Source organism: Gordonia otitidis NBRC 100426 (genome assembly GCF_000248075.1).
Taxonomy (GTDB): Bacteria; Actinomycetota; Actinomycetes; order Mycobacteriales; family Mycobacteriaceae; genus Gordonia; species Gordonia otitidis.
The window spans coordinates 38,406-59,326 of record NZ_BAFB01000121.1 but is presented as its reverse complement, the minus strand read 5'-3'; the positions used below and the strand labels follow the sequence as shown (position 1 = coordinate 59,326).

Annotated in this window: 21 protein-coding genes; 4 read left to right on the top strand and 17 right to left on the bottom strand. The window is 66.3% G+C overall.

Features of this window, described 5'->3' with window-relative positions; all coding sequences use genetic code 11:
* On the bottom strand, positions 1-428 hold a 428-nt coding region (locus GOOTI_RS12755), incomplete at its 3' end, for a hypothetical protein (protein ID WP_138985273.1).
* 52 nt (positions 429-480) lie between these two features.
* Between GOOTI_RS12755 and GOOTI_RS12750 the strand changes: the two genes are divergently transcribed.
* From GOOTI_RS12750 to GOOTI_RS12735, 3 genes are all read left to right on the top strand, one after another.
* The gene (locus tag GOOTI_RS12750) at positions 481-1,137 is read left to right on the top strand and encodes an alpha/beta hydrolase family protein (protein WP_007239005.1); all 657 of its coding nucleotides are present in this window, start codon (positions 481-483) and stop codon (positions 1,135-1,137) included.
* A complete protein-coding gene (locus GOOTI_RS12745; protein WP_039994050.1) occupies positions 1,134-1,550 on the top strand; it encodes a type II toxin-antitoxin system PemK/MazF family toxin in 417 nt (138 codons plus the stop codon). Before GOOTI_RS12750 ends, GOOTI_RS12745 begins: the two co-directional genes overlap by 4 nt.
* 293 nt (positions 1,551-1,843) lie before the next feature.
* Positions 1,844-3,835: a DUF222 domain-containing protein gene (locus GOOTI_RS12735; RefSeq protein ID WP_007239002.1), complete on the top strand. Its 1,992-nt coding sequence runs from the start codon at positions 1,844-1,846 to the stop codon at positions 3,833-3,835.
* Positions 3,836-3,857: 22 nt separating this feature from the next.
* Here the strand turns inward: GOOTI_RS12735 and GOOTI_RS12730 are convergent, their stop codons facing one another.
* The 4 genes from GOOTI_RS12730 to GOOTI_RS12715 all read right to left on the bottom strand — a co-directional run bounded on the left by GOOTI_RS12730 (position 3,858) and on the right by GOOTI_RS12715 (position 8,762).
* Positions 3,858-4,706: a transglutaminase family protein gene (locus tag GOOTI_RS12730; RefSeq protein ID WP_007239001.1), complete on the bottom strand. Its 849-nt coding sequence runs from the start codon at positions 4,704-4,706 to the stop codon at positions 3,858-3,860.
* Positions 4,703-5,683 (bottom strand): alpha-E domain-containing protein, encoded by a 981-nt coding sequence (locus tag GOOTI_RS12725; RefSeq protein WP_217997291.1) that lies wholly within the window; start codon positions 5,681-5,683, stop codon positions 4,703-4,705. The genes GOOTI_RS12730 and GOOTI_RS12725 overlap by 4 nt, the downstream gene beginning before the upstream one ends.
* On the bottom strand, positions 5,683-7,509 hold the full coding sequence (locus GOOTI_RS12720; protein ID WP_007238999.1) for a circularly permuted type 2 ATP-grasp protein: 1,827 nt from the start codon (positions 7,507-7,509) through the stop codon (positions 5,683-5,685). Before GOOTI_RS12720 ends, GOOTI_RS12725 begins: the two co-directional genes overlap by 1 nt.
* A gap of 119 nt (positions 7,510-7,628) precedes the next feature.
* Positions 7,629-8,762: a hypothetical protein gene (locus GOOTI_RS12715; RefSeq protein WP_007238998.1), complete on the bottom strand. Its 1,134-nt coding sequence runs from the start codon at positions 8,760-8,762 to the stop codon at positions 7,629-7,631.
* Positions 8,763-9,000: 238 nt separating this feature from the next.
* Here GOOTI_RS12715 and rpsT point away from each other — a divergent pair, with 238 nt between their 5' ends.
* Complete coding sequence (gene rpsT, locus GOOTI_RS12710) at positions 9,001-9,261, top strand: 30S ribosomal protein S20 (protein ID WP_005180469.1); 261 nt, start codon at positions 9,001-9,003, stop codon at positions 9,259-9,261.
* Between the two features lie 171 nt (positions 9,262-9,432).
* Here the strand turns inward: rpsT and holA are convergent, their stop codons facing one another.
* From holA to GOOTI_RS12650, 12 genes are all read right to left on the bottom strand, one after another.
* A complete protein-coding gene (gene holA, locus GOOTI_RS12705) occupies positions 9,433-10,407 on the bottom strand; it encodes a DNA polymerase III subunit delta (protein WP_039994049.1) in 975 nt (324 codons plus the stop codon).
* A gap of 41 nt (positions 10,408-10,448) precedes the next feature.
* The gene (locus tag GOOTI_RS12700; RefSeq protein ID WP_007238996.1) at positions 10,449-10,865 is read right to left on the bottom strand and encodes a DUF3761 domain-containing protein; all 417 of its coding nucleotides are present in this window, start codon (positions 10,863-10,865) and stop codon (positions 10,449-10,451) included.
* A gap of 33 nt (positions 10,866-10,898) precedes the next feature.
* Positions 10,899-12,398 (bottom strand): ComEC/Rec2 family competence protein, encoded by a 1,500-nt coding sequence (locus tag GOOTI_RS12695; RefSeq protein ID WP_007238995.1) that lies wholly within the window; start codon positions 12,396-12,398, stop codon positions 10,899-10,901.
* 7 nt (positions 12,399-12,405) lie between these two features.
* Positions 12,406-13,542 carry a ComEA family DNA-binding protein gene (locus GOOTI_RS25180; protein WP_306302695.1) on the bottom strand — a complete coding sequence of 379 codons (1,137 nt, stop codon included), beginning with the start codon at positions 13,540-13,542 and terminating at the stop codon, positions 12,406-12,408.
* A gap of 167 nt (positions 13,543-13,709) precedes the next feature.
* The gene (locus tag GOOTI_RS12685; RefSeq protein ID WP_007238993.1) at positions 13,710-14,573 is read right to left on the bottom strand and encodes a DegV family protein; all 864 of its coding nucleotides are present in this window, start codon (positions 14,571-14,573) and stop codon (positions 13,710-13,712) included.
* A gap of 10 nt (positions 14,574-14,583) precedes the next feature.
* The gene (gene octT, locus GOOTI_RS12680) at positions 14,584-15,372 is read right to left on the bottom strand and encodes a diglucosylglycerate octanoyltransferase (protein WP_007238992.1); all 789 of its coding nucleotides are present in this window, start codon (positions 15,370-15,372) and stop codon (positions 14,584-14,586) included.
* Positions 15,369-16,082: a histidine phosphatase family protein gene (locus GOOTI_RS12675; RefSeq protein WP_007238991.1), complete on the bottom strand. Its 714-nt coding sequence runs from the start codon at positions 16,080-16,082 to the stop codon at positions 15,369-15,371. The genes octT and GOOTI_RS12675 overlap by 4 nt, the downstream gene beginning before the upstream one ends.
* Positions 16,079-16,441 carry a ribosome silencing factor gene (rsfS, locus tag GOOTI_RS12670; RefSeq protein ID WP_007238990.1) on the bottom strand — a complete coding sequence of 121 codons (363 nt, stop codon included), beginning with the start codon at positions 16,439-16,441 and terminating at the stop codon, positions 16,079-16,081. The genes GOOTI_RS12675 and rsfS overlap by 4 nt, the downstream gene beginning before the upstream one ends.
* On the bottom strand, positions 16,438-17,235 hold the full coding sequence (gene nadD, locus GOOTI_RS12665) for a nicotinate-nucleotide adenylyltransferase (RefSeq protein WP_007238989.1): 798 nt from the start codon (positions 17,233-17,235) through the stop codon (positions 16,438-16,440). Before nadD ends, rsfS begins: the two co-directional genes overlap by 4 nt.
* Before the next feature lie 23 nt (positions 17,236-17,258).
* Positions 17,259-18,701 (bottom strand): vWA domain-containing protein, encoded by a 1,443-nt coding sequence (locus GOOTI_RS12660; protein WP_007238988.1) that lies wholly within the window; start codon positions 18,699-18,701, stop codon positions 17,259-17,261.
* Positions 18,701-19,636 carry an AAA family ATPase gene (locus tag GOOTI_RS12655; RefSeq protein WP_007238987.1) on the bottom strand — a complete coding sequence of 312 codons (936 nt, stop codon included), beginning with the start codon at positions 19,634-19,636 and terminating at the stop codon, positions 18,701-18,703. Before GOOTI_RS12655 ends, GOOTI_RS12660 begins: the two co-directional genes overlap by 1 nt.
* The gene (locus GOOTI_RS12650; protein WP_007238986.1) at positions 19,633-20,916 is read right to left on the bottom strand and encodes a glutamate-5-semialdehyde dehydrogenase; all 1,284 of its coding nucleotides are present in this window, start codon (positions 20,914-20,916) and stop codon (positions 19,633-19,635) included. Before GOOTI_RS12650 ends, GOOTI_RS12655 begins: the two co-directional genes overlap by 4 nt.
* Positions 20,917-20,921 lie beyond the last annotated feature (5 nt).

Genomic DNA, 20,921 nt, shown 5'->3' with positions numbered 1-20,921 from the left:
TCGTGAAGCGAACCAGTTGCCTCGTCGCGAGCTCGGCGTGAATCCGTGTGGGCACGGACGACCAGATGTGCAAGGGCCACGACGATCGACACCACAAGCAGTGGGAGTGCACCGAAGGACAGCAGCAGCCAGAAGTCGGCCCATCTTGCGATGCCCACGAAGATCAACACTGCCATCGCGGGTACCACGAGCCACGACACCCAGATGCGCAGCGCCCACGCAGCGATCAGGGGCGGCGTCATCAACAGCAGACCCAACACGACCGGCCGGCGCGGACCCAGCGCGGTGAAGACCGAATCCTCGCAGGTTGCGCCAGGGCGCGCATCGTAGACTGACAGCTCGCCACCCTTGCTGCAGCCCAACGTCACCTCGCCGACCTGGATGAAGCCGCAGTACATGGCGTAGGCGGCCGCCGCCACGGAAGCCACGATCCACACCACTCGTATCGCGCGCACCACGCCAACTTATAGCGTGAAGACTGTGAGCCCCGAGACCTTCACCGCCGACGGCGTCGTTGCAGATATCTACCGTCCGGATGTGCGCCCACGCGCCGTGTTGGTGTTAGCGCACGGCGCGGGCGGAAACCGACAGACCGCGATCATGCGGGCCTACGGCACGGAGTTCAGCGCCCGTGGGGTCTTCGTCGCGTGCATCGACCTGCCGTATCGGCAGCGCAGACCGAAGGGACCGCCGAGCCCGTCGGGTGCTGCCGGCGATCGGGACGGGATACGCGCGGCGGCGTCGTTGTTCGGTTCTGAATCCGACGGCCCGCTCGTTCTCGGCGGACATTCCTACGGGGGTAGGCAGGCATCGATGGTCGTCGCTGAGGATGGCGGCGCAGTCGACGTGGCGGGACTGTTGCTCTCGTCCTATCCACTGCACCCGCCTGGTAAACCTGAACGCGCGCGCACCGATCACCTCGGCGACATCACCGTCCCGACGGTCATCGTCCACGGGTCCACCGATCCGTTCGCGACGACTGCGGAGATCACCGATGCCATCGCGCTCATCCCCGCGCCCACACGACTGGTCGAGATCGAGAAGGCGGGGCATGACCTCAAACCAGACAAGAAGCCGACTGCGCAGCTCGCCGCCGACGCCGTCGGTGAGCTGATCCTCAGCGGGTCGCAACAATGACCGGCCGGTCACGGATGCGTCCGACCCACGAGGTCGCCCGCGAGATCGTCTACTCCCCCGACCTCGACGGCGCGGCCGATCCCGGCGAGATCGTCTGGACCTGGGTGCGCTACGAGGACGACCCGAGCAAGGGCAAGGACCGCCCTGTGCTGGTCGTCGGACGGGACCGCGGCGCAGAGCACACGCATCTGTTGGGGTTGATGCTCTCGAGCCAGGACTACCACCGCGACGACCCGAACTGGATGGAACTCGGAACCGGTGTCTGGGACGAGGAGCACCGGACCAGCTACGTCCGACTCGACCGGGTGCTGATCGTCCTCGAGAACGGCATCCGCAGGGAGGGTGCGATCCTCGACGAGGAGCGCTTCAACGCCGTTGCCGATCGCCTCCGACGCGAGTACGGCTGGCGATGAGTCGCCGATCCAGCTGATCGCCGACACGCCTTGGGTCGACCGCGCGGCCGAGTTCGGCGCAGAGTCGATCATGGCGACGCCCATCGGCCAATTTCGTGGAGACGTCACTGCCAGCGATCGGCACACCCTCGAGGCAATGGAGCAGCAGTACCGTAGCCGATAACTCGGCCTTCGGCGATTGCTCGGCGATCGACGTCGACAACTGAACGGCCGGAATTCTTCGGATTTCTTGTCGGTGGCAGGTCGTACTATGGGTACAAACGTTCGATCCGGCGAGGGCAAGGGGGTGTGGGATGTCGATCGAGTCAGTTGGCCCAGGAGCCGATTCGGCTGCGGGAGGTGATGATTCGGAAGGATTCGATTCGACGCCCGACGCTGTTCAGTCGGACTGGGCAACGGGCGTGCCGCTTGGATTGCTCGGTGGTGTCGATCCCGCCGCTCCCGAGGGTTCGGACACGGTTGCCGTCCTGGAGGGTTTGACCCGATTGCGGTGTGGTGAGGCGTTTGTGGCGTGGGCGCGGTATCAGTCGATCGGCGTGCTCTATGACCGGCTGGTCGCTGCGCGTGCCGAGACTGACGGCCTGATCGTCGACGGCTTTTCGGATGCTGCAGCACGCATCTCAGGGATCTTCGCGGTGTCACGTCCGCAGGCAGAACGCATGATCGATGAGGCGATCGTGCTGCGGGATGATCTGCCGCAGGTGTTCGGCTGTCTGCGGGAGGGGATCGTGTCGGTCGAGCAAGCGCGACTGGTCATCTCACGTACCGACCTGGTGCGTGCGCCGGGCACCCCGCCCGAGGTGGTGGCCGCTGTCGACGAACAGATCGCGACCACGCTACGGACCCGGCGAGGGTCGTGGAAGCGTCCACGATTGCGGGACATGGTGGATAGGATCGTGTTCCGCCAGGATCCGGATGCGGTGCGTGAACGTCGTGAACGTGCTCTGGACAAGCGGGGTGTGTTCACCGACAACTGTGGTGACGGGGTCGGGGAGATCACCGCCGTGATGTCGGCGGAGAACGTGCGGGTAGCGGTCGCGGCGGTACGGCGTTTGGCCGAGGCGGTGTGCGGCGGTGATGGGCGGACGCGTCAGCAACGCGCCTCGGATGCGATGTTCGCGCTGCTCTCTGGTTCACGGTTCGAATGCGGTTGCGGCAGTGACGACTGCACCGCCCAGATCCCCGAACCGGGCACCGTACCGCCTGCCGATCCGCGGTTCGTCATCCACGTGGTGTGCAACGAAGCCACCCTCACCCCACCCGAACCCGCCGACGGCACCCAGAATCGCGCCGACAGCACCGCCGCTTCCGCTGACGGCATCGGGAATCGCGTCGAGGGCATCGCCGCTTTCGCCGACGGCATCGCGGGAACCGCTGACGGCATCGCAGATCGCGTCGACGGCACCGCGGGAACCGCAGGCGGAGCAGCGGATGCGGTTGACAGCGAGGCGGATTCGTCGTCTGGTGGCGTCGCTCATGGCAGCGACGACGATGGTGTGTCCGACGGTGACGCGCCCGGCGATGCCGCCGGTGGCCTGCCCGGGCTGCGTTATGCGCGCAAAGACGGTCACCGGACCACCCAGTCATCAGAGTCGGTGCCGGTCGGATTCATGGACGGCTACGGCATCATCTCCGCCGAACACGTCCGTGACATCGCTGCCCGCCCGGACGCGGTGACCCACCGGGTCGTGCCGACAAACACCCCCGAAAACGCCGACGGCACCTACACCCTGCCCGCACACGGCACCGACCCCTACCGCCCGTCGACTGCCTTGGATGAGGCGGTGCGCTGTCGCGACGGCTACTGCGCCGACCCCGGCTGCGCCCATTCGGCATGGACCGCCGACAACGATCACGTCACCGAATACGACCACCACAACCCCGAGGCTGGTGGACCCACCAGCTACGAGAATCTCAATACCAAATGCCGATACGGGCACATCCAGAAGACTTTCGGCGACTGGGTGGATGACCAGTACCGGGACCCGGCCACCGGCCGGCTGGTCACCGAATACATCACCCCGGAAGGCTTCGTCATCCCCGGCGACGCCGAAACCTTCGAAGACACCTTCCCCGGTCTACGCCGACTCCGGTTCACCCCACCAGCCACCGGCGACCCACCACCGCGTCGAATGAAGCCACCCGAGACCAACCCACGCCACCGAACACGCGCGGCGAACAAACACGCCCGCCGCCGCACCGAACGACACCGCAACCGACAACACAGACTCACCCGCAACGCCGACAAACCCTACGTCGACGTCGCAGGACCACCACCGTTCTAGCGACGGCACAGCCTCGTGCGGCTCAAGCCAGTCGGGTGATCTCCACGACGACGTCGAGGTCGGTGGCCTTGCCTCCGGTATAGATGCCCTTGAGTGGCGAGACGTCGGAGTAGTCGCGGCCTACGCCGACCGAGACGTGCTGCTCGGTGATGGGCATGTCGTTCGTCGGGTCGTAACCCCACCATCCCCCGGTCCACACCTCGATCCACGCATGGCTTTGTCCCTCGACGGTCTTGTCGATCTTCGCGTCGGGCTTGGGATGCAGATACCCGGAAACATATCGCGCTGGCACGCCGAGACTGCGGAGCATGGAGAGACTGACGTGCGCGTAGTCCTGACAGACACCCTTCCGCTCGTTCCACGCATCCACCGCGGTGCTGTGCACGCCGGTCGTGCCGGGTACGTACTCCATCTCCTCGTGCACGAACTTGCAGATCGCCTCCACCGCGTCCTCGGGGTCCAAGCCCTTGGCTATTCGACGCGCCGTCGAACCGAGTCGCCCGTTCTTGGGTACATACGGTGTGAACGAGAGCATTTCGTCGTACCGGTCGGCGACGTAATCGCTCTGCAGTTCTTCCCAGGTCGCCGCCTTCTCCGGGGACGGACGCTCCCCCGGCTCGGTCTCGACCACCGACATCCCCGACACCTCGAGTTCCTCGTGCGGGGCATGGAGGTCGAACGCGGTGACGGCGGTGCCCCAGTAGTCGGTGTACCGGTAGGAACGCGTTGCGGGCACCGTCTCGACGCGGTTGACGATCACGTTCTGCCGCGTGTCACTTCGCGGGGTCAGACGAGCCTCGTTGAACGACGAGGTGACCGGACTCTGGTAGGCGAACCCCGTCGAATGCACGACTCTCAGACGCCAGCTCACAGTTCACTCTCCTCGATGACGTGGTCCTCACCATCGCTGACGCGAGCATCGGCCCACGAAACATACGGCGACACATGGAAATACTGGGCGGTGACAGCCTCGTTGACCGCGCGACAGGTGTCTTGCAGGTCGAGCAGCCGCTCCTGCAGCCCTTCGAGCAGCCGACCCGGTTCGAGGAATTCCAGCGAACTGCGCGCCCGACCCAGCAGCAACAGCGCCTCGGCCTGCTCACCTACGCGACTGGGGCGCTTCTCGATCTCGGCGAGATTCTGCTCGGCGACACGCAGTGCGTGGAAGACCGATCGCGGAAACAGCCTGTCCAGCAACATGAACTGCACGATGTTCTCGGCGTCGAGAAGACCACGGTAAGTTCGCAGGTAGGTGTCGTGGGCACCCGCAGAGACCAGGACGTTGACCCACGCCGGCGAATTGACGGTGTCGTTGGCCCGTGACAGGAGCATGCGAATGGTCATGTCCACACGCTCGACAGACCGGCCGAGAAGAAGGTAGCGGTACCCGTCGTCGTGGCTCATCGTCGCGTCGGCTAGTCCTGCGAACATCGCCGCACGGTTCTTCACGTACGAGAGGAACTCATGGGGCCCGAGTCGACGGCCCCGACGTTCCGCCTCGGCGAGGCCGTTGTAGGTGGTGTTCAGACACTCCCACATCTCACTCGACGTGACTTCTCGTGCGCCACGGGCATTTTCGCGTGCCGCTCGGATAAGGTCGACGACCGATCCTGCCGACCCCTTCGCATAGGCGACGTGCTCGGTCAATGCCCACACGTCGAGTGGATCGTCGGTGTCGGGGACCTCGAGCCCGAGAACCTGGATGACCATGCGCACGGCGCCGTCGACGTCAGCGGACGTGTCTTCGAGTAGCTGGTGGATCGCCACGTCGAGCAAACGCGCCATGTCGTCGGCACGTTCGACATAGCGGCCGATCCAGTAGAGGGATTCGGCGTTGCGGGCCAACATCATCGGTGATCACCGCCCGTATTCTGAGTCGTGGACGTGCCCTGACTCTGCGTCATCCCGGGCATGCTCTGGGACTGCGCCATCGAGCCGAGGCCCTGCTGTTGCTGTTGCGTCTGTTCGAATACGGGATCGGGCGCGCTCTCCGCGGGCCGTGCTGCCTTGGCCGCACTGGACGTGACGACCTTGCCACCACCGAGTTCACGCTCGCTCTGCGTCGCGCGGCTCGCGAGGACCCAGGTGTCCTTCGAACCGCCACCCTGACTCGAGTTCACCACCAGAGAGCCCTCGGGAAGGGCGACGCGGGTCAGTCCGCCCGGTAGCACCCAGACTTTCTCACCGTCATTGACTGCGAACGGACGCAGATCGACGTGACGAGGCCGCAGCGAGTCTCCGACCTTCGTGGGCACCGTCGACAACTGCACGACAGGCTGCGCGATCCATCCGCGCGGATCGTTGCGGACCTTGCGCGCCAATGTGTCCAACTCGGCCTTGGTGGCGTCGGGTCCGAAGACGATGCCGTACCCACCCGACCCTTCAACGGGTTTCACGACGAGTTCATCGATCCGGTCGAGTACTTCCTCGCACTCCTCGGGAAGCCAGCAGCGCAGCGTGTCGACGTTGCCGATGATCGGCTTCTCACCGAGGTAGTAGTTGATGATTTCCGGCACGTAGGTGTAGATGAGCTTGTCGTCGCCCACCCCGTTACCGACTGCACTCGAGATGACGACATTGCCCGCGCGCGCAGCATTGAGCAGACCTGCTACCCCGAGCATCGAATCGGGACGGAACTGCACGGGGTCGAGGAAGTCGTCGTCGATACGTCGATAGATCACGTCGACGCGCTGCTCACCCTCCGTGGTGCGCATGTACACGACATTGTCGCGACAGAACAGGTCGCGACCCTCGACGAGCTCGACGCCCATCAGGCGCGCGAGCAGCGAGTGCTCGAAGTACGCCGAGTTCGCCACACCGGGCGTGAGCACGACGATGTTGGGATCTGCCTCGTTGAACGCGGCCGATGCCCGCAGGGCGCGCAGCAGGTGGCTCGGATAGTCGGCGACGGGGCGCACTTTGTGGGTGGAGAACAGGTCGGGGAACACCCGCGCCATGGTGCGGCGATTCTCCATCACATACGACACACCCGACGGCGACCGCAGGTTGTCCTCGAGAACCCGGAAATCGCCGTTGGCGTCGCGGATCAGGTCGATACCTGCGACGTGGATGCGAACACCGTTGGGGGGACGGATGTTTGCGGCCTGGCGGTGGAAGTGCTCGCACGAGTGGACCAGCCTCTTGGGCAGGACGCCGTCGCGTAGGATCTCCTGCTCGCCGTAGACATCGTCGAGGAAGAGTTCGAGGGCCTGCACGCGCTGGGTGATCCCCGCCTCGAGTTTGTTCCACTCCGCTGCCGAGATAACCCTCGGCACAACGTCCAACGGGAACGGACGCTCCATTCCCGAGAGCGAGAACGTGATGCCCTGGTCGATGAACGCCCGACCGAGCGCGTCGACCCGGGCCTCGAGGTCGGCGCGATCGGACTCGGCCATGACCTTGAAGATGCCCCGATAAGCAGGACGCACCTCGCCGTCGGCGTCGAACATCTCGTCAAAGGCCTTGCCGTACGGCCCTTTCGAATAGCCCTTGAAGATGCCTGTCTCTGTCGGAGGTGTCTCGCGCGCGACCTTGACCTTGCCGCCCTTGGCGGCCTGCCCCGGCTCGGCGCCCTTGCCACTGGCCGACTTGGCTCCGTTGGCGGATTTCGACGACGAGGGCACGGACTTGCGCGCCGCCTTCTTGGCGGGCGCTCCGGTTGACGCGGGACTCATAGACACACATGGTGCCTCACATCGCGCCGCTCGGCATGACGTCTGCGCAGGCGCGTCGCACATCTCTCATCGACGTCGGTGCAATTGGCTTACCACGAACGGGCGAGACGACTACCCCGCTAGCCGAGGCGCCGACGCACCGAGACCACGCGGCGACCGACGCGGCGCACGACGTTCGCTGCGCGCGTCTGCATACGGGCTCCCGTCTCGGGATAGGGCATCGTCTTCGCGACACCCGCAACCGCGTCTAGCGAGGCATCGAGAATCTCGTCCACGGTGGGAGGTCGGGAGTCGTCGCCGGACGTCCTGGCCACCACGAGATCGCCGAGATCGCCGGTCACCGGGTACCCGGCGACCCGCACGGCGTCGACCATGGCCTCGGCTTCGTCGGCGACCCAGCCACGCTGTTCTGTCGAGAGCCCGAGCGGAGTGCCCCCCTTCTGCGCGAACAGCACCTTCGCGATGATGTGTCCCTTCACGACGCGCTCGTATCTTTCCCATTCGATGTCGTCGGGTTGCAGGCGCGAGTTCAGACGGCGCAGGAACTCTGCCTGTGCCGCCGACAGCGAGGTGTTGTTGGTCGGGACGTCGATGGTCATCGGCGCCGGATCGACGTCGAGCACGGACAAGAAGCGCTCCCACAACGACGTCCCGCCCGTCCCCGGGCTGGCCACGGTGACCAGATGCGCCCTTTCGGGTCCGACGAACTCCGCCCACCGGCCGAGGATGCCGACGTAGTCCTGGAACTCCCAGAACGGTTCCTCTTCCATATCGCCGCCCCACGACCCCGTTCGACGCGGCGCGTGCCGACGTACCGACGCCACGAAGTCATCGAACGACGCGAGGCGCTGGTTCTTGACGTTCTCCTGCCACACCGACGGCAGTTGGCGGGCGAGGTCGCGCACGGTCACGATCACGTGGACCTCGTCGGCGAACGACAGATCGTTCACCAGTGACTCGATCTGGTCGTCGCGCGCTGTCGCGAACAACTCGTGCGACACCAGCGACTTCCCCGGCCATGCCCGCATCTGCGAGACCATCGTCGGCCAGCTGTGGGCAAACGCCGGATCGACCCAGTCGAGGTATCTGTCGGGCTGCAGATGTGTGGCGGCGTGGAAGTGATCGACCATCTCGTTTCCCGGGTAGAGCAGACCCGAGTGGCGAAAGGCGAGGTCGCGGTTCCACCACAGCCGATCCTGGAGATGGGTGGTCCCCGTCTTGGGTAGTCCGACATGAACGTAAACAACTGACATGATGTGTCGAGCCTAGATCCGGACATCACGAACATGTGTAGCCCGGCGCACCGTCACACCGATTCACAGGAGTTCGATACCCGCACGGTTGCCAGCCACCGGACGCCACGGATTTGGGACCCCCGTTTCCGGCTGGTAAAGTAGACCGCTGTCGCAGAGTCGACGGTCGGTACAAGGCCGCCACCCGTCTGACCTGCTCAGGAACACAACCAGCAACAACAACGATAGGTACACACGCGTGGCAAACATCAAGTCCCAGGTCAAGCGGAACCGCACCAACGAGATCCGCCGTCAGCGCAACCAGTCGGTGAAGTCCTCGCTGCGCACCGCGATCCGTAGCTTCCGTGAGGCTGTCGACGCCGGCGACAAGGACAAGGCAGCCGAGCTCGGACAGTCGGCAAGCCGCAAGCTCGACAAGGCAGCCAGCAAGGGCGTCATCCACGCCAACCAGGCTGCCAACAAGAAGTCGGCCATCGCTGTGGCCGTCAACAAGCTCTGAGGTAGCCCTTCCGGCACGTGCCGGAGCTCGACGAGTCCGAGCGCGCACCCGCACCGTGGTCCAACCTGCAACACGTGATGGGTCGCAGCGCCGACCGTCTCCTCGTTCTAGCCAACTCACCCCGGCGACTTCCACGCGGTCGCCGGGGTGAGTTGCGTTGCTCAGCGAGGGTCAGCGTCGGCGCGAGGTGGGGCGCAGAGAGGCAACAGCATCGACTGCGTGCAGCAGCGCATAGTCGGCGTCGGCAGCCTGCCCCTTGACGTCTCCGTTGAGCCCGGCCACCACGACGACGGCCTGCGCTATCGACGACGAATCCCAGGCACGCGCCTGCGATTGCACCTTCTTCACGCGCGATGGGGGCATACCCAGCTCCGACGCTGCAGCGTACTGATCCATCGACCCGATCCCCCGTACGCGAGCGATGGCGTGCACAGCCTCGGCGAGCGCATCGGCCAGGAGAACTCGCGGCACCCCGTGATGCACCGCCCAAGCCAGTGACTCCAACGCTCCGGCGCGATCGCCGGTGACCGCCTTGTCGGCGACCTCGAAGCCGGTGACCTCGGGGCGGCCCTGGTAGTAGAGCCGGACCGCATCACGATCGATCTTCCCGCCGGTGTCGGCAACGAGCTGACTACACGCGGCAGCGAGCTCCCTGAGTTCGGCACCGACGCCCTCGACGACCTGCTCGACGACGTCGGCACTCACCTTGACACCCAGCTCGCGAAACTCTTTGCGGACGAAGTCCATCCGCTCCGACGGCCACCGCGGCGCCGCACAATCGTGTTCGACGGCACCGGCCTTGCGCAGTTCTGCGACCATCGACTTCGCGCGACCGCCCCCGGTGTGGATCACCATCAGCGTGATGCCCTCGGGCAGTTCGCGTGCCGCCTGGGTGATCAGCGCAGCCGGCTCCTTGCCCGCCTCGGCCGCTGACTCGACGACGACGACGCGGTCCTCGGCGAACAACGACGGACTCAGCAACTCGGCCAATTCGTGCTCGCTGACATCACCCGCCCGCACTCGCGTCACCGGGATATCGGCACCGACATGCTCTGACAGTTCGTTGGTCACGCCCGAGATCACGCGTCCGGTGAGGAAATCGTCGTCTCCGAGGAGAAGATGCAGGCGGTCGGTCACGCCATTCATCGTGCCAGACGGCCCTGACACGCAGACTTCCGGCGCGCGGCTCAGCTGGCGAAGAGGAGTGCAGGTAGCACCGAGCTACCGATCACTGCGCTCCCTACTGCACCCGCACCCAGCGCCGCGCTCCCGAGTTCCGCACTGCCGCCGGATTCACCAGAACTCTCGTCGATCCCGCCATGACTCGAACACGCACCCTGACGATGCGCAGCATGACTGAAACTGCCGTCCTTGCAACGAATCCCAGTTGCCGACCCATCCGGGCGGGGCGTGCACACACCATCCGAGTTCTCGTAGTAGCGCGACCCACACACGCTGTGACGTGCGACGGTGTCGGCAGCCGCCTGCGGGGAACCCATATACGCTTGACCGGTCAGGACACCGACACCGATGGCACCGGCGAAACCCGTCGCGACGATGGCACGACGCACAATTCTGTTCTGCACCCGAACAGTGTCGCGCATGCAGGTCCGAATTCTGCGGAAGACATCCGCCGTTCAATCGACCGGACGACAACCAGAACCCGCGCCGTTGACAGCACCGACGATCCGCCTGCCGCAAGCGATCCCCACGCCGACGCACGTGGACAGCAGCACCAGTGCCATTCCCGCCACCCCATCCGGGACATCCACTGCGGCCCAACTCAATCCACCCAACCACCTGGCGACGGCCAGCATCCACCACAATTCCGGCGCGGTCGCACGCAGCAACAACTGAGCACACACCGATCCGACCTCACCCGCCATCCCGATCAGAGCCGCCAACGTCCCCATCACACTGATCACGCCGACGACCGGGGCCACGACGACGTTCGCCAGCACGGACACCACGTTGAACGTTCCGCTGATCAACGCGATCACCGGTGCCGTCACTATCTGCGCAGCAATCGCGATGGCGAGGACCTCGGCCAGAACCGGCGGTACTCTCCAGTCGCGCAGTCTGTCTCGAATGGCAGGCGCCACAAGCACCAATCCTGCGGTAGCGACAACCGACAACGCGAAACCCGGTGAGCTTGCGAGTTCCGGCCACCAGAGCAGACCTGCGAGCACTGCCACTCCGAGCGACGGCAACGCACGAGCGCGCCGCGTCGACAACAACGCCAGCAACCCGACACCGCCCATCATCGCGGCCCGCACCACACTCGGCGACGGCCTGACCAGGATCACGAACCCGACTATCACGACCATCCCGCACACGGCCGCGCCTTTCGGCGACGCTCCCGCCAACCGGATGGCGACGATCGCCGCCCCACAGATCAACGCGAAGTTGGCACCGGACACGGCTGTCAGGTGGCTCAGACCTGCGGCCTTGAACTCGTCGCGCACCGCCTCCGAGAGCGCACTCTCGTCGCCGATCACCAGGCCGGGCAGCAAACCGGCGGACTCGCCGCCCAGCGCAGCGGCAGAGTTCTGCTGCAACCTCGACCGCACGGCACCCGCACCCCGTTGCAGCGGCGGAGGCCGCCCCACCAGCGTCGGTGATCCCGATGCCGTCAGCCGCGCGACGGTCAGATCGCCGCCGCGCGGCGCACGAACACTCATCAACGCACGCACACGTTGTCCCGGCAGCAACCCCGACCACGCCGACGAGCGAGCGACGACATCGGCGACAGCACTCCGGACCCGCCGCTCCCCGATCGCCGAGACCGAGACGCGCATCGTCACCTGCCCCCGCTGCGCGGGCCCGAAGTTGCGAGGGTCGTCGCGGATCGTCATGGTGATCGTCGCCTTGCCCGACATCCCGACCAGCGGATGCGCGTCGCGTGTCTCGAGCCGCATCCACAGAGCGAGGGCACATGTCGCCGCCATGCCTGCACCGATGACGACGATTCCGATCGTCTGCCAGTCGAGGACCCGTCGGCGATAGCCGAATACTGCCGTGGCCAAGACGATTCCGGAGAAGCACACGATCGTCGGCATCGACCACGACGGTCCGAGCAGACCGAGCAGCGTGACCGACCACACCACGAGAGCAGGTGTGACAAGCCGGAAGTCCACTGTAGCGTCAGCCCACGGTCACGAGATCGCGCAGCTTTGCCAGCCGAGCTGGTCCGATGCCGTCGACCTCGCCGAGTTGATCGACCGACGTGAACTTCGCGTGCTGCGCACGCCAATCGATGATGGCCTTGGCGGTGACCGGTCCTACGCCCGGCAGCGTGTCGAGTTGCTCTGCGGTTGCGGTGTTCAGATCCACCTTCCCACCCGAAGGCCCGGAACCGGCGGAACCGGTTGTCCCAGAGCCGGACTCGGATGCACTGCCGGTGTCGGGTGCGGCCGTCGGCGCGCCACCGCCGGCTCCAGCGGCCACCACTGCACTACGCAGCGACAACTGGCCGTTCTTGCCTGCGTAACCGACGAGCACCTGGTCGCCGTCGTTGAGCACCTGGGCGAGATTCAACGATGTCGTGTCAGCCCCGGCACGCGCACCACCGGCGCGTGCCAGCGCGTCGGCCACCCGCGAACGCGGCGCGAGGTGCACGAGCCCCGGCTTGTTCACCAGCCCGACGACACTCACCACCATCGTCGTCGGCGAGACCGAGGGCGCGCCGGGTGCAGTACCCGGGTGCGCCGCGCCCTCGGGCCGGTCCGCACTCCCGGGTGATGCACCAGACGACGGACCTGCTGATGCCGGAAATGCCACCGCCGGCACGACGTCGTCGCTGCGAAAGAGCCCGAAACCAGCTACCGCACAGGCGATCACACCAACGAGTATCAGAGCGATCGCACCCGCGGGAGCGACGGCGAATCGGCGTCGCGGTCGTGACGCGTCGTCCTCCTCGTCCTCGTCGTCCTCGTCGACACCGTCCCCATGCGCGGCGAAGGGATATCTGTGGTGGCGGTCATCGCCGGGTGCGAGCCATCCTGGTGTCGTGTCGACGCCCCACCCGACTGACGCGGGGTTGTCGACAACGGTGTCGACCACGTCCGGCGGAGCAACTGCGGGGATGGCGTCGAGCTCAGCCAACCCCGCGCGATCACGGGGGCTCGGGACTCGCCCCTCGTCGACCTGCACGGTTGCGGGTGCCGTCACCGACAACCGGTCGAGCGCGGACCGTCCACGGTCGGGACCGCGACCCGACCCCCGCTCGCCACCACCCCGCGCCGCCGACGCGCGCGTCATCCGGATTGGTTTGTCGCTCATACTGTCTGACGGTAGGTCGCCGCAGTCCCGTTCCTGCGTGCAGCCGAGTGCGCTGAGAGAGTCTGTGGAACGGGGCCCGATTGTGGACAGCACGTGAGCGTGCATTCGTACGGACGGGTCGTGCAGAGCTTCGAGGGAAGCGACGGACGGTCAGAGGCGGCAGCACGTCAGCTGACCGACGGCCCCCTGGTGATGGGGTCGAGTTGGGTACCGATCACCACGCCGACAGCGCCGGGACCGACGTGACAGCCGAGCACCGGACCCAGATCCACCGTGATACTCGACGTCACACTGCGCAGACTTTCGCGTAGTCGAACGACGAGATCGGCTGCGGCAGCGGGAGCTTGGCAGTGCTGCACACCGAGCGTCACCGGACGGCCATCGGCGTAGTCGACGGCCGCTTCGGACATCTTGTCGAGCGCCTTGGAGAAGGTGCGTGTCCGTTCGCGCAGGGTCAGCGTGCCGTCGACGACGTGAAGGATCGGCTTGATCGACAGTGCCGACCCGAGCATCTTGCTCGCTGCACTGATGCGTCCACTGTTGCGGAGGTTGTCCAGATTCTGCACACACAGCAACGACTCGACGGTCGCAGCCTGACGAATGGCGGTTTCGTAGGCGCGATCGCGATCGGCACCGTCTTGGGCTGCCTGTGCCGCGGCGATCGCGACGAATCCCACGGCGAGTCCGACCGAGCGTGAATCGACCACACGGACCTGGCCCGAATAGTCTTCCGCGGCGAGCCGTCCCGCGCTCCACGTGCCCGACAGCTTTCGAGACATGTGGACCGCGACGACGCCATCGCCCTTGCTGAGTTCGATGGCTTCGCCGTAGGCCTGCACGAGGTCGTGCGGTGCAGCACCCGCCGTGGTCACGCCGGGCGTCGACACGATGTCGGCGGGGACGTTCTCGTCGTCCTCGAGGTAGTCGTTGCCGTCGAGGGTCAGGTGCAGCGGAACCTGGATGATGCCGTAGCTGTCGGCAACGGCTGCGGGCAACCGTGCGGAGGAATCTGTGACGACGACGACAGGCACGAGTCCTACGTTAGCGGGTTCTCCGCGCGTCCCGGACAACCGGATCCTCGAGGGCCCTCAGAACCGGCTGCGCCACGACGTCGGCGACGGCTCGATGGCATCCGAACCCCCAGTGGATGCCATCGGGGTTCATCTCGACAGCCGGATTGTCGTAGGCGTCGCGGGTCGGCGGATAGAAGTCGGCGTACGCGAGTGCGTTGCGCTCGCACCACGCGCGCATCGCCGCTGTCGTCGGGACCCGTCCGGTGTGCACGTAGCCGTAGTAGGGGCTCCGATGGGTGGACGGCAGACAGACGACGATCGGCAGGTCAGGGCGCAACTGCGTCAGCGCGTCGAGGATCTTGGCGAGATACTCGACGGTCACGGCCGGAGGCAGCGCAACGGGCCAACCGATCCTCGACGCACGCGGCTGCACCCACTGGTAGGCGGACCGGACGAGCTGCCGTAGACGTCCCGGTCGCACGTATCTGATCTGCTCACGCAGGGCGGTCGGCAGCGGCGACGGCAGCGAGTCCATCCCGCCGAACGCCAGAATCACCGCACGTGCGTGCGGCACAGCCGCCCAGATGTTCGGATCCTGGGTCATCGCCCACCACACGTCTCGGCTCGTCCAGCCGATCCGTCCGAACAACCGCACGGACAGACCGCACTGCGCTCCGACGATGTTCGGCCAGATACGTGCGTCGTCGGCGGGCAGCCCGCCCTGCGGCCCGAAGTACGCCAGCGAATCGGACAGGACGAGCAGACATCCGTCCGCCCCGTCCGCCCCAGCCCGGTCGGCGAGAGCCTCGTCGGTCACTGCACCCCCGCGTCGGCCACCTCGGCCGACGCGTTCCACACGTCCAGCCGCCACCGCGGCTTCTCGTCGGGAAGTCCGTGCCCGGACAGTTGCACCCAACTCGTGTTGGCGAGACCCCCGAACACCGGCCAATTGGCGATTGGGAGCTCCAGAAGTGCTGCGGTCATCGCCGCGATCACCCCACCGTGGGCGACGAGGACGACGGGGGCCTCCGGTGTCTCGCCGCTCCCCCAGCCGTCGACGCTCGTCAGCAGTTCGTCGACGACAGGCAGAGCCCGGGCTGCGACGTCGACGCGACTCTCGCCGCCGGGCGGACGCCAGGTGGCGTCGTCGCGCCAGAGCGCACGCGCTCCGGGCATGACGTCGTCGACCTCGTGATGGGTCATGCCCTGCCACTCGCCGAGGTGGGTCTCCCGCAGCCGGGGATCTGTCTCGACCGGAAGGCCCGTGAGCACCGCGAGAGCTTCTGCGGTGTCTCGGGCACGTTGTAGATCCGACGACCTGATGAGCATCGGATCGCGTTGCGCGAGTGCGGTTGCAGCCGACTTCGCTTGCCGCACACCGAGGTCGGAGAGCTCGGTGTCGAGCTGCCCCTGCATCCGACTGGCCGCGTTGAACTCAGTCTGCCCGTGCCGCAGCAGAATCAGTCTGCGCACCACCGGGGTCAGACGTTCGACTGAGGTGTCGTGGTCGTCCGGGCCTCCGCTCACGCGCGGTTCTCCAGGTCGACCACCGGGCAGTCCTGCCACAGCCGGTCGAGCGCGTAGTAGGCCCGCTCGTCCGCATGTTGGACGTGGACCACGATGTCGACGTAGTCGAGCAGCGCCCAGCGCCCTTCGCGTGTGCCTTCACGGCGAACCGGCTTGTAGCCTGCTTCACGCATCTTGTCCTCGATCTCGTCGGTGACGGCGTTGACCTGTCGCTCGTTGTCGGCCGACGCGATCACGAACAGGTCGGTGATGACGAGTTGCTCGGACACGTCGATCACCGTGACATCGGTGGCGACCTTGTCCTGCGCGGCAGCGACTGCCACCTTCGCCATGGCCAGCGACTCGGGTGCTGCTGTCACATCTGTCCTTTCGAGCGTTGCGCGTGGGCGCCACGTGGTGGGGTGTCAGGTGTACTCGCGCTGCGCGAGTCCACGTCGTGCGATTCGGGCAGTTCCTCATCGCTCTTGAGTGGTGCGGAGACTCCGGGCGAATTCACCCGCGGCCGACGGTAGAGCCGACGCTTGGCGATGTACTGGACGACTCCGTCGGGCACGAGATACCAGACCGGTCTTCCCGTGGCGGCGCGAGCCCGACAGTCCGTCGAGGAGATCGCCAAGGCGGGAATCTCCATCAGGTGCAGCGTATCCGGTGGCAGATTTCTCAGGTGCGTGGAGAGATGGCTGGCGTTCAACTCGTAACCCGGCCGGCTCACGCCGACGAAGTTGGCCAGTTCGAACAGTTCTTCCCAGTCCTGCCACGACAGGATGGACTCCAGGGCATCGGCGCCGGTGATGAAGTAGAGGTGGGCGTCGGGAAGGGTTGCGCGAAGATCACGCAGTGTGTCGACGGTGTAAGTGAAGCCCGCTCGGTCGATGTCGACGCGGCTCACGCTGAACTGGGGATTCGACGCCGTCGCGATCACCGTCATCAGGTAACGGTCCTCGGGCGGACTGACCTGCTTGGTCCGGTCGGGAACTGCGCCGAAATCCGCGGGCAGCTTCTGCCATGGACGCCCTGTCGGGACGAAGATGACCTCGTCGAGCGAGAAGCGATCGGCGACCTCACTGGCGGCGACGAGGTGCCCGTTGTGGATGGGGTCGAACGTTCCGCCCATCACGCCGATCCGGCGCGCACGCGGACGGTCATGTGCCATGAGGCGTCAGTTTACGCGAGCGGTCACACGGGCAGCAGATCGGCGATCACCGCTGACAGTTGGGTGGCGTTCCGGCACTCGAACATGTCGATGATCTCGGCGTAGTCGTCGGCCGCCGAATCGCCGGTCCCCCACTCGCCGTGAGCCTCGGGATTGAGCCAGTAGGCGTGGCGGGCGCGGTCGACGAGTTCGCGCAGAGAATCCTCAGCGGCGTCGTGGTAGTTGTTCCGCGCATCGCCGAGAATCAGCAGCGCTCCCCGGTGCGTCAAGGTGTCGCCGTACGAATCGACGAACCCGCGGAGCATGTGTCCGTAGTCGGAGTGCCCGTCACGCGTGATCAGCCGCGCCTGAGTCAGCACGCGATGCATCGCCGCACCGATATCGGTGCCGCCGAACCCCTCGTCGTCGTCGAAGTATTCGGTCACGTCGTCGACCGTGTCGACGAAGGCGAACACCCGAACCTTCGCGAACTGCTGCCGCAGGGCGTACACGAGCTGCAGCGTGAACTGGGAGAAGCCGGAGACAGACCCCGATACGTCGCAGATGATCACCAGTTCGGGCCGACCGGGGCGGGGCTTGCGGGTCTTGAGTTCGATGGGCACGCCACCCGTCGACATCGATGCGCGAAGCGTCGCCCGCACATCGACAGCCCCCCGATGAGCGCGGCGTCGTCGAATCTCGAGGCGTGAGGCCAACAACCGTGCCAGCGGTGCAACGGTACGGCGGATCTCGGTGAGGTCCTTCTTACCCGCGGAGAGGAAATTGATGTTCTCCGGCAACGTCGGAACCGCGTAGTCGCTGACCTTGTCGCGGCCGTTGCGATCGGCCATTCTCCGCTGGGTCTCCACCTCGATCGCGGTGCGCAGCCGGTTGGCCCGTTCGCGAGCGGCTCGACGATACGTCGGATCGTCGCCGACGCTGAGGTCGTCTCCCGACCCGCCCGCCATCGCGGCCGCGATCCGCGCGATCAATGTCTGGGGATCGATGCTCGACAGTGCTTGATACGCCGAATACGCCTCTCCGCGACTGGATTGGTAGCGGCCCATCTCGTCGACCACCTGGGCCACCGCCCGCGACAATCGACCGTCGGCGTCCGCGGATTCGTCGGCGAGCAGATCGGCGAGCATCTCGCGCACTGCTGCCACATCGACCTCGCCGGACTCTGTTCGCGGCAGTTCCTCGTCTGCGGTGCGCGCACCGATCGCGACCGGGAACCAGAGGTCGAAGAGGCGATCGAACGCTGGGCGGTGCATGTGGTCGTCAACGAGCGTCGCCGCGAGCCCTTCACGCAGACTGCTGCGATCGAGTAGATCGAGGACCTCCATGGCACGCGCCGCGTCGATCAGTGCCGACGGGCCGACAGCTATCCCCCGTCGCCGCAGCGCGTCGACGAAGTCGGTCAGATGCGCGACAAGTGGCACTGATGGCGTCGTGGCGGCAGCGTTGCCCCGATCGGCCCGTGACATCAGCCCAGCTTGAGTTCTTTGACGGCCAGTTTCAGGTCGGGGCGGTGTTTGAGGACCACACCGAGGGTGCGTGCGATGAGGCCCTCGTCGAGGCGCCCACCCAGTCCTCGCTCCTCCCCCGCGCCCAGCGCGAGCAGGGTGTTGGCCCAGTCGATGGTCTCGGCGACCGACGGCTTCTTGCGGATGTCGAGGGTGCGCAGCACACCGACGATGCGCACGAGCTCGGACGCGAGCGCATCCGGTAGGTTCGGCACCCGCGACGACAGGATCTCCTTCTCCCGTGCGGCGTCGGGGAAGTCGATGTAGAGGTAGAGACAGCGTCGTTTGAGCGCCTCGGACAACTCCCGCGTCGCATTCGACGTCAGGATCACGATCGGCCGACGTGAGGCCACGACGGTCCCCATCTCGGGGATGGTGACCGCGAAGTCGCTGAGTACCTCCAACAGCAGTCCTTCGACGTCGACATCTGCCTTGTCGACCTCATCGATCAGCAGAACCGTCGGGTCGTCGCGCGAGATGGCCGTCAACAGGGGGCGAGGCAGCAGGAACTCCTCGGAGAAGATGTCTGTCTTCGCCTCGGCCCAGTCCCGGGTGCCGGTGGCCTGGATGTGCAGGATCTGCTTCGCGTGGTTCCACTCGTAGAGCGCGCGCGCCTCGTCGATGCCCTCGTAGCACTGTAGGCGGACGAGCTCTGCATCGGTGGCTGCCGCGATGGCACGCGCGAGTTCGGTCTTACCCACTCCCGCAGGGCCTTCCACGAGCAGCGGTTTGCCGAGACGGTCGGCGAGGAACGTCGACGTCGCGGTCGCGTCGTCGGCGAGGTACCCCGTGGCGCGCAGCGCGGTCACGACGTCGGGCACCGCGGCAAACGACGGGACGATGGGGGCGGCTTCGGTGGCCGAGGGGCTCTGCGGCGAGTGCGAACTGCTCATCATGCGGGCCGGATCTGCCCGTCGCCCCACACGATCCACTTGGTGGAGGTGAGTTCGGGCAAGCCCATCGGTCCGCGCGCGTGCAGTTTCTGGGTGGAGATACCGATCTCCGCGCCGAACCCGAACTGCTCGCCGTCGGTGAACGCGGTCGACGCGTTGACCATGACGGCCGCGGCGTCGACCCGGTTGGTGAACTCCTCCGCGGCAGCGAGGTCGGTGGTGACGATGGCCTCGGTGTGCCCGGTTCCGTAGGTGTCGATGTGTGCGACCGCTGCGTCGAGGCCGTCGACGACCTTCATCGCGATGTCCATCGACAGATATTCGTCGGACCAGTCGGCCTCGGTGGCCGCTTCCATCTCGGGCTCGTCACCGTGGATCACCACTCCCTGCGACTGCAGGGCCTGACTGATCTTGGGAAGTGCCTCCGCGGCAATGGCCTTGTCGACGAGAACGGTTTCGGCCGCGTTGCACACGCTCGGCCGCCGCGTCTTGGCGTTGAGGATGATGCGGGTCGCGACGTCGACATCGGCGAGGGCGTGCACGTAGACATGGCAGTTGCCGGTTCCGGTCTCGATCGTCGGGACCGTCGCGTTGGCGACGACCGCGCTGATCAGCCCGGCACCGCCGCGCGGGATGACGACATCGACCAAGCCACGCGCCGTGATCAGAGCCGTGACACTCGACCGATCCTCGCTGGGCAACAACGACACCACATCGGCGGGCAATCCCGCGCCGGCGACCACATCACGCAGAATCCGGACGAGCTCGGCGTTCGACGACGCCGCCGACGACGATCCGCGCAGCAACACCGCGTTTCCCGACTTGAATGCGATACCGAAGGCGTCGACCGTCACGTTCGGCCGCGCCTCGTAGACGATGCCGACCACGCCGAGCGGCGCGCGCACCTGCCGCAGCCGCAGACCGTTGGGCAGCGTCTTGCCCGCGATGACCTCACCGATCGGATCCGGCAGTGTCGCAACCTGACGCAGCCCGTCGGCGATGCCCGCGACACGCTCCGCAGTCAGCCGGAGCCGGTCGATCAGGCTCACCTCGGTGCCCGCGGCCTTCGCGCGTGCCACGTCGTCGGCGTTGGCCGAGAGGATCGACTCGGTGTGTGCGTCGACAGCGTCCGCAGCGGCCAGCAGTGTTGCGTTCTTGGCTGCGGTGTTGAGCCCAGCCAGCGTCCGCGACGCCGTGCGCGCAGCTCGGGCCTGCGCGTCCACGATCTGCGCGACGTCGACTCCGGTCGTGGCCTCGGTTCCGGCCACTGTGGGTGCACTCATGAATT

What these genes read in the sequence shown, in the direction of transcription:
- GOOTI_RS12735 (WP_007239002.1), top strand. Translation starts at nt 1,844, where the DNA reads ATGTCGATCGAGTCAGTTGGCCCAGGAGCCGATTCGGCTGCGGGAGGT.
- GOOTI_RS12715 (WP_007238998.1), bottom strand. Translation starts at nt 8,762, where the DNA reads ATGTCAGTTGTTTACGTTCATGTCGGACTACCCAAGACGGGGACCACC.
- GOOTI_RS12655 (WP_007238987.1), bottom strand. Translation starts at nt 19,636, where the DNA reads ATGATGAGCAGTTCGCACTCGCCGCAGAGCCCCTCGGCCACCGAAGCC.
- GOOTI_RS12650 (WP_007238986.1), bottom strand. Translation starts at nt 20,916, where the DNA reads ATGAGTGCACCCACAGTGGCCGGAACCGAGGCCACGACCGGAGTCGAC.
- GOOTI_RS12720 (WP_007238999.1), bottom strand. Translation starts at nt 7,509, where the DNA reads ATGAGTCCCGCGTCAACCGGAGCGCCCGCCAAGAAGGCGGCGCGCAAG.
- GOOTI_RS12745 (WP_039994050.1), top strand. Translation starts at nt 1,134, where the DNA reads ATGACCGGCCGGTCACGGATGCGTCCGACCCACGAGGTCGCCCGCGAG.
- nadD (WP_007238989.1), bottom strand. Translation starts at nt 17,235, where the DNA reads ATGGCACATGACCGTCCGCGTGCGCGCCGGATCGGCGTGATGGGCGGA.
- holA (WP_039994049.1), bottom strand. Translation starts at nt 10,407, where the DNA reads ATGAATGGCGTGACCGACCGCCTGCATCTTCTCCTCGGAGACGACGAT.
- GOOTI_RS12700 (WP_007238996.1), bottom strand. Translation starts at nt 10,865, where the DNA reads ATGCGCGACACTGTTCGGGTGCAGAACAGAATTGTGCGTCGTGCCATC.
- GOOTI_RS25180 (WP_306302695.1), bottom strand. Translation starts at nt 13,542, where the DNA reads ATGAGCGACAAACCAATCCGGATGACGCGCGCGTCGGCGGCGCGGGGT.
- GOOTI_RS12660 (WP_007238988.1), bottom strand. Translation starts at nt 18,701, where the DNA reads ATGTCACGGGCCGATCGGGGCAACGCTGCCGCCACGACGCCATCAGTG.
- GOOTI_RS12725 (WP_217997291.1), bottom strand. Translation starts at nt 5,683, where the DNA reads ATGTTGGCCCGCAACGCCGAATCCCTCTACTGGATCGGCCGCTATGTC.